Consider the following 6,958-nt stretch of genomic DNA (forward strand, 5'->3'; position numbering starts at 1 on the left):
CCAAACACCTGCACCGACTGCACCTTGGGGTGGCGGAACAAAAACTCTTCGATTTCGCGCGGGTAGACGTTTTCGCCGCCACGAATGAGCATGTCCTTGGCGCGCCCCACGATGTTGCAATAGCCCTCGGCGTCGATGGTGGCCAGGTCGCCGGTGTGCATCCAGCCCCCCTGCACGGCCTCGCGGGTGCGGGCCTCGTCGCCCCAGTAGCCCTGCATCACCGAGTAGCCGCGCACCAGCAGCTCGCCCTTCTCGCCCACAGGCACCACGTTGCCATCGGCATCCACCACCTTGGCCTCCAGCATGGGCTGGATGCGGCCCACGGTGGAGACGCGCCGCTCCAGGGGGTCGGTGGTGGAACTCTGAAAGGAGACAGGCGAGGTTTCGGTCATGCCGTAGGCGATGGTGATCTCGGACAGGTGCATCTCGGCAATCACGCGCTTCATGGTCTCGATGGGGCACGGCGAGCCGGCCATGATGCCGGTGCGCAGGCGCGACAAATCAAACTCGGCAAAGCGCGGGTGGTCGAGTTCAGCGATGAACATGGTGGGCACGCCGTGCAGCGCGGTGCAGCGCTCTTCGCTCACGGCCTGCAAGGTGGCCACGGGCTCGAAGGATTCGCCCGGAAACACCATGGTGGCGCCCGTGGACACGCAGGCCAGCACCGCCAGCACCATGCCAAAGCAGTGGTACAGCGGCACGGGAATGCACAGGCTGTCGTTCTCGGTGAAATCCATCGCCTGGGCGATGAAGCGCGCGTTGTTCACCACGTTGTGGTGCGTGAGCGTGGCGCCCTTGGGGTTGCCGGTGGTGCCGCTGGTGAACTGGATGTTGATGGCGTCATGGCACGACAGGCCTGCGCCCAGGGCGTCCAGCGCTGCCGCATCGACGCTGGCACGGCCCTGCGCCAGCACGCCGGTGTAGTTGAGCATGCCGGGCGTGTGTTCGTCGCCCAGGCGGATCACCATCTCCAGCGAAGGCAGGCGAGCCGATTGCAGCGCTCCCGGCGCGCAGCGGGCCAGCTCGGGCGCCAGGCGTTGCAGCATCTCCAGGTATTTGGAACTTTTGAGCTGCTCGGCGGTGACGATGGCACGGCAGCCCGAAAGATTGAGCGCGTATTCCAGCTCGGCCACGCGGTAGGCCGGGTTGATGTTGACCAGCACCAGCCCGGCGCGCGCCGTGGCAAATTGCGTCACCAGCCACTCGGCGCGGTTGGGCGACCAGATGCCTACGCGGTCGCCCACGCGCAGGCCCAGGGCAATAAAGCCCGCCGCCAGCGCATCGACCTCGGCCTGGAACTCTTGCCAGCTCCAGCGCACGCCCTGCTCGCGAAAGACCACGGCAGGCCGATCAGCAAAACGCTGCACCGTCGCTTGCAGAAACTGGCCGATAGGCAGGGACGAGAGCGTGGCGTCCTGGCGCCCCTTGACCTGTGACAGGCCAGCCAGCGGCGCAATATTCCAGTCGGGGGCAGTGGATGCGGTCATTTTTGAAGTCTCCTGGGTCGCGCGCGTGCGCAAAAAAGAATATTGTGCAGACATCACACACACCAAAATAGCCAAAATGGTTGCAAAACCACTCCCGTAAAGTTGCGTAAAACACTGGCAAAACAGCCTCTGCGGGTAAACCTCAGGCGGGTGCGCCGCGTCAAAGACCATGTGGCACATCCATTCCGGCCTTGTTTTTCAACAGGCCTTTGCAGGCGCACCCCAGCCCTTGGGTGCGCAGGAAGACTCTTATGACAAACACCACTCTTGTCCGTTTGCTGGCCGCCAGCGCCGTGGGCGTATTGCTGGGGGGCTGCGTTGCAGTCCCTGCGGACCCCTACTACGACGCGGCGCCCGCCTACCCCACCTATCCTGGCACCTACCCCCAAACGTATCCCAACGCCTACCCGGTCTATCCCGTGCCGCATCCCGGCTACGACGCACGCGCCGCAGAGCGTGAGCGCTGGGAGCAAAACCGCGACCGCCAGGCCTGGCGTGAGCGGGAGCAGCGCCAGGAACGGGAGCGCGCCCTGCAAGAGCGCCGCGACCAGCAAGAGCGCGAGGCCCGCCAAAAACGCGAGCAGCGCGATGAACAGGCCCGGCGCGAACGCGACCAGCGCAACCACCAGGCCAACGAGCGGCGCGACGAACTGCGCCGCCAGCAAACCGAGCGCGAACGTCGCGCCCAGGAAGGACGCACCCCCAGCGGCGAGCGACGCACCGATTACGACCGCTACAACCCCAGCAATGGCCGCTGGATGCCCCGCCAGGAAGACATGCCCTGACAAACCCACGCACGGGTCACAGTGATGCCAACGCCTGCACCGTTTGCCGCCCTGCGCGCTGACCTGCTGCGCCCGAGGGCCTGGGTCTTGGTAGCGGCCAGCGCGTTGTGCCTGGGCGCACAAGCGCAGGTGGTGCGCTGCACCGACGCGCGCACCGGCCAAGTCACCTACACCGACGGTGCCTGCACGCCTGGCGCCGCCGCGCGCGAAGTAGAGCCGCGCAAAAGCGCTGAAAACATCCTGCAAGAGCGCCAGCAAGCAGCCCAGGCGCTGGAGCAAAAACAGCAGCGCCTGCAAACCGAAGCACTGGCCGCCCAGCGCGACGCCGCCCGCGAGGCCCAGCGCCAATACGACAACGCGCAAAGTGGGGCTGCCGGGCGCCCTGCCCCGCAGGATTACGCCCGCTCAGCGGCCTGCGCGCAATCGCGCCGCAACCTGGACGTGGTGGCCAGCTCCAACACCCTCACCCCGCCAGAGCGCCGGGCGCGTCTGGATGCGGCCCAGCGGCAAATGGATCTCGATTGCCTCGGCCCCGAGGGCTACGCCGCCGTCGAGCGTGCGCGCGCAGCCCAGCCACGCACAGTAGTGGTGCAGCCGCCACCACACTACCCGCAGCAGCGCCCGCCACCGCCACCCCAGTTGACGCACTGCACCGAATTTCGCTGCACCGACACCCAGGGCCGCAGCTACCCGCGCGCCGGGCCGGGCCGCCTGCCAGGGCCGCAGGGCACCTGCCGCTCTGCGGGCGGCCAGGCGCCCTGCTGACAAACCGCCAGCGCACCGCCAAGTCAGCAGCGCAGGCCCTCTGCGACGTGGGGGTAGCGCAGGCGCAGGCGCAGTTCGCAGTGCAGGCGGGTGTTGTCCAGGCGACGCGATTCGGACATGAAGCTCAGCAGCATGGCAGGCAACTGTGTTGAAGCGGCGCTGCGCGGCAGGCGCGGTGGGCGCGGCAGGCCGTACAGGTCGGCGGCCAGGTCAAAGTAGTCGCCCATCTTCAATACGGTGTCATCGCTGGCGTGGTAAATGCGCTGGGCGGCGCCGCGCCACAGCGCCAGTGCGCAGGCGCGCGCCAGATCGTCGGCGTGGATGTGGTTGGTGAACACATCGTCGGGCGCGGCCAGCACAGGGGTGCCTTTGCGCAGGCGCGCTTCGGGCGTGCCGCCAACGCGGTCGGGGGCGTAAATGCCGGGCACACGCAGGATGCTGGCGCGCACCCCGGCGCGCCCCAGCTGGCGCACGCTGCGCTCGGCGTCCACCCGGCGCTGGGCACGGGGTGTGGCCGGTGCCACCGGGCGGGCCTCGGTCACCCAGGCCCCGCCGCAATCGCCGTACACGCCGCTGGTCGAGGCGTACACCAGCGCCTGCGGCAGGCTGCGCCGACGCAGACTGCGCGCCAAGCGCGTGGTGCGCGGGTCGTGCCGCTGCGCAGGGCCTGCGCCATCGCCCGGGGGCGGCGCCAGGTGCAGCACGCGCGTGGCCAAGCCCGCCAGGCGGCGCAGCGTGGCGCTGTCGTCCAGGTTGCCTTGCAAGGGGGTGATGCCCGCAGCGCGTAGCAGCGCCACACGATCGGGGCTGGAGGTCAGTGCCAGCACGCGCACGCGCGGCGCATGGGATACAGCGGTGGCAGCAATGCCTGTTCGAGTGCCCCCACCGGCGCCTTGCAACACCCGCGCCACGCGCAGGCCCACATCGCCACAGCCCACGATGAGCACGCGCTGGCGGCGAAAACGCGCTGGCAGCGCGCCCAGGAAGTTGGAGAGAAATACGGTACGCATGGTGGTAATCAAGTCTGGGTAGTGCCAATACGGCGAGCAGGACGGGTGCGATGCGGGCAAGACGGCCCCAGGGGGTTTTCCGGCGCATCAGCCAACCATCAGGTGCAGCGGGCAAAATCGCCCCCGTTCACTGTGTTTGATACCCCCAAGGATACCCAGAGCATGACCACTGCTGCGCCCTCCACCACCCCCTTCCAGATCACCGTTCAGCCCAGCGGGCGCACTTTTTCTGCCAATGCGGGCGAGTCGCTGCTGGCCGCCGCCATCCGCGCGGGCGTGGGCCTGCCCTATGGCTGCAAAGACGGCGCCTGCGGCTCGTGCAAATGCCAGAAGCTCGAAGGCGAGGTGGTACACGGCCCGCACCAGGCCAAGGCCCTGAGCGAGGCCGAGGCGCAGGCTGGCTGGGTGCTGACCTGCTGCGGCGTGGCGCAGAGCAACGTGGTGCTGGAGTCGCGCCAGGTCACTGACGAAAGCGCTTTTCCGATCAAGAAAATGCCGGTGCGCGTGGCCGCGCTGGAGAAAAAATCGCCCGATGTGATGCAAGTGCGCCTGCAACTGCCCGCCAACGACACCTTCCGCTACCACGCAGGCCAGTACATCGAATTCATCCTGCGCGATGGTGCGCGCCGCGCCTACTCCATGGCCAACGCGCCGCACACCCAGGCGCAAAACCCGGGGGTGGAGCTGCACATCCGCCACATGCCCGGCGGGCGCTTCACCGACCACGTGTTTGGCGCACTGAAGGAAAAAGACATCCTGCGCGTCGAAGGCCCTTACGGCAGCTTTTTCCTGCGTGAAGACGTGGACAAACCGCTGATCCTGCTGGCCTCGGGCACCGGGTTTGCGCCGCTCAAGGCACTGATCGAGCACTTGCAGTTTCTGGGCAGCACGCGCGCGGCCACGCTGTACTGGGGCGGCCGCCGCCCGCAAGACCTGTACCTGGACAGCTGGGTGCGCGAGCGCCTGGCCGACATGCCGCACCTGCGCTACGTGCCCGTGGTGTCCGACGCCCTGCCCGAAGACGGCTGGAGCGGGCGCACCGGCTTTGTCCACCAGGCCGTGCTGGACGACTTTGCCGATCTGTCGGGCCACCAGGTCTATGCCTGTGGCGCGCCCATCGTGGTCGAGTCAGCCCGTGCGGCCTACACCGCCCAGCGCGGCCTGCCACCCGAGGAGTTCTTTGCCGACGCCTTCACCTCCGAGGCCGACAAACACGGCGCCAGCGCCTGAACGCTAACGCTGCACCGCGCCCATGCGGCAATCACAATTGATAGCTGCTAGCGCTTATCCTGCAAGGCTTGGAAGCACTTTTAATGCTTGAAAATGGGCCTGTGCAGCGGCACGGACAGCCGCACAGGCCCCGGGGGCCGACCCCGGCTCAGGGGGCGAGCTGGGTGTCAAACTGCCACAGCGCCCGCAGCATGGCATAGCGCACGCGCTGGCCTGCCACCGACTCGCGGCCCAGCTCCAGCCGCACGTCCAGCCCCGGGCGCGGGGTGTAGCCCAGCATCCAGACGGTGCGCTGTGCGGGCCGGTAGCGGTTCAGGCGCAACTCGCTGGCCAGCAAGGCAGCGCCGGGCCCGCTCAAGGCGTGGCGCGCTTGCAGGCGCTCCACGCGCAGCCCGGCCTCCAGCTGCGGGTGGAACTGCCAGACGCCCTCCAGCCAGCCGCCGCGCTGGGTGCTGTGGTAGCGGGCGCTGCCGTTGCCCGATGCCACATCGCCCCGGTCGCGGCGCAGCCAGCCTGCGGCAGACACCGTCAGCGGCCAGTCGGGGCTTTGCCAGCGTGCGCTGGCTGCGGCCAGGTCACTGTGGCCGTCAAAGCAGGCCACCTGGCCCCGGGTGCTGGCGTCGCAGATGGGCGCGGCGTGGCTGTGGCCCGCGCCAAAGCTGCTGGTGCGCGTGCCACGCCCGCGCGGGGCAAAGCGGGCGGCCACGGCGTCGATGGCCACATCGCCCACCTGGGTACCCACGTGCAGAGCGGGCACGGCGCTGCCCTGGCGCGCACCCGGAAACACCTGGCCGCGCCAGAGCCCAGCGTCCAGCGCGACGGGGCGCCCGGCCACCTCGCCGCGCCAGCCCAGTTGCACGCCGTCATCGATCCAGCTGCCGTTGAGCGTGGCGCGCTGGGCCAGCGGCACCTGCGAGAAGCGGTCGAAATGGCCCGCCGTCTCCAGCACCGCCCCCAGCGCGGGCCGCTGGCGCCCGGCGCTCAGCAGCCAGGTGGCATCGCCCTGCGGCTGGCGTGCCTGCAACCAGAAGGCTTCGGTGTGGGGGCGATCGCTGTCGTGCTTGCCCACGGCGGCATAAGCGGCCCACTGCGGATGAAAGCGCCAGCCCACATCCAGCACGCCATGCTCCAGCCCCCAGCGGCGCCGGTCCACGCCCTCGTCGCCTTGCAGCACAAAGCCGTCCAGGCGCGCTGAGGGCAGCACCGCATCGGCGCGCAGGTAGGTGACGGCAGCGGCCACGCCCGCGCGCAGGCCCACCTCGTCGGGCACGGGTTCAGTGGCCGTGCCGTGCGCACCCGCCCACAGCGGCAGGCAGGCTGCCAGCAGCGCGGCACCACGGCGCCAGTGCGCTGCTTCAGCGGCGCGGCCACGGGTCGGAATGGCGGGGGTTCTGGAGAAAGTCATGGTCGGTCAGGGTTTTGAGGAAGGCGACGAGGTCGCTCTTGTCCTGGGCGTTGAGGTCGATCAGGCTGATCAGCTCACTTTTGTGCGGGTTCAGGCGGCCATCGCCCGCGTAGGGGCCGCTGGCTATGCGGCGGCCCCCATCGGCGTAAAAGTCCAGCACCGCCTCCAGCGTGGCCACCGAGCCGTCGTGCATGTAGGGCGCCGTCACCTCCACGTTGCGCAGGCTGGGCGCACGAAAAGCACCCATGTCCTTGACCAGCGCGGTCAGCTCGAACA

General features: G+C 68.8%; 7 protein-coding genes. 3 read left to right on the forward strand and 4 right to left on the reverse strand.

Features of this window, described 5'->3' with window-relative positions; all coding sequences use genetic code 11:
• On the reverse strand, positions 1-1,487 hold a 1,487-nt coding region (locus tag PHX69_RS14415; protein ID WP_288044579.1), incomplete at its 3' end, for an AMP-binding protein.
• Positions 1,488-1,738: 251 nt separating this feature from the next.
• On the opposite strand from PHX69_RS14415, the gene PHX69_RS14420 reads away from it, so the two are divergent.
• Positions 1,739-2,272 (forward strand): hypothetical protein, encoded by a 534-nt coding sequence (locus PHX69_RS14420; RefSeq protein WP_288044582.1) that lies wholly within the window; start codon positions 1,739-1,741, stop codon positions 2,270-2,272.
• A gap of 24 nt (positions 2,273-2,296) precedes the next feature.
• On the forward strand, positions 2,297-3,037 hold the full coding sequence (locus PHX69_RS14425; protein ID WP_288044584.1) for a DUF4124 domain-containing protein: 741 nt from the start codon (positions 2,297-2,299) through the stop codon (positions 3,035-3,037).
• Between the two features lie 23 nt (positions 3,038-3,060).
• Here the strand turns inward: PHX69_RS14425 and PHX69_RS14430 are convergent, their stop codons facing one another.
• A complete protein-coding gene (locus PHX69_RS14430; protein WP_288044586.1) occupies positions 3,061-4,047 on the reverse strand; it encodes an SDR family oxidoreductase in 987 nt (328 codons plus the stop codon).
• A 162-nt stretch (positions 4,048-4,209) separates the two neighbouring features.
• Between PHX69_RS14430 and PHX69_RS14435 the strand changes: the two genes are divergently transcribed.
• On the forward strand, positions 4,210-5,277 hold the full coding sequence (locus PHX69_RS14435; RefSeq protein ID WP_288044588.1) for a CDP-6-deoxy-delta-3,4-glucoseen reductase: 1,068 nt from the start codon (positions 4,210-4,212) through the stop codon (positions 5,275-5,277).
• Positions 5,278-5,425: 148 nt separating this feature from the next.
• Here the strand turns inward: PHX69_RS14435 and PHX69_RS14440 are convergent, their stop codons facing one another.
• Both PHX69_RS14440 and PHX69_RS14445 read right to left on the reverse strand, forming a co-directional pair.
• Positions 5,426-6,682, reverse strand: coding sequence for a hypothetical protein (locus PHX69_RS14440; RefSeq protein WP_288044590.1), 1,257 nt, complete (start codon positions 6,680-6,682; stop codon positions 5,426-5,428).
• The coding region (locus PHX69_RS14445) for a c-type cytochrome (protein WP_502958541.1) at positions 6,633-6,958 on the reverse strand (326 nt) is incomplete at its 5' end. The genes PHX69_RS14440 and PHX69_RS14445, both read right to left, overlap by 50 nt.

It is taken from the genome of Simplicispira sp., from assembly GCF_028687295.1.
GTDB classification, from domain to species: domain Bacteria; phylum Pseudomonadota; class Gammaproteobacteria; order Burkholderiales; family Burkholderiaceae_C; genus Simplicispira; species Simplicispira metamorpha.

What these genes read in the sequence shown, in the direction of transcription:
- PHX69_RS14420 (WP_288044582.1), top strand. Translation starts at nt 1,739, where the DNA reads ATGACAAACACCACTCTTGTCCGTTTGCTGGCCGCCAGCGCCGTGGGC.
- PHX69_RS14425 (WP_288044584.1), top strand. Translation starts at nt 2,297, where the DNA reads ATGCCAACGCCTGCACCGTTTGCCGCCCTGCGCGCTGACCTGCTGCGC.
- PHX69_RS14430 (WP_288044586.1), bottom strand. Translation starts at nt 4,047, where the DNA reads ATGCGTACCGTATTTCTCTCCAACTTCCTGGGCGCGCTGCCAGCGCGT.
- PHX69_RS14435 (WP_288044588.1), top strand. Translation starts at nt 4,210, where the DNA reads ATGACCACTGCTGCGCCCTCCACCACCCCCTTCCAGATCACCGTTCAG.
- PHX69_RS14440 (WP_288044590.1), bottom strand. Translation starts at nt 6,682, where the DNA reads ATGACTTTCTCCAGAACCCCCGCCATTCCGACCCGTGGCCGCGCCGCT.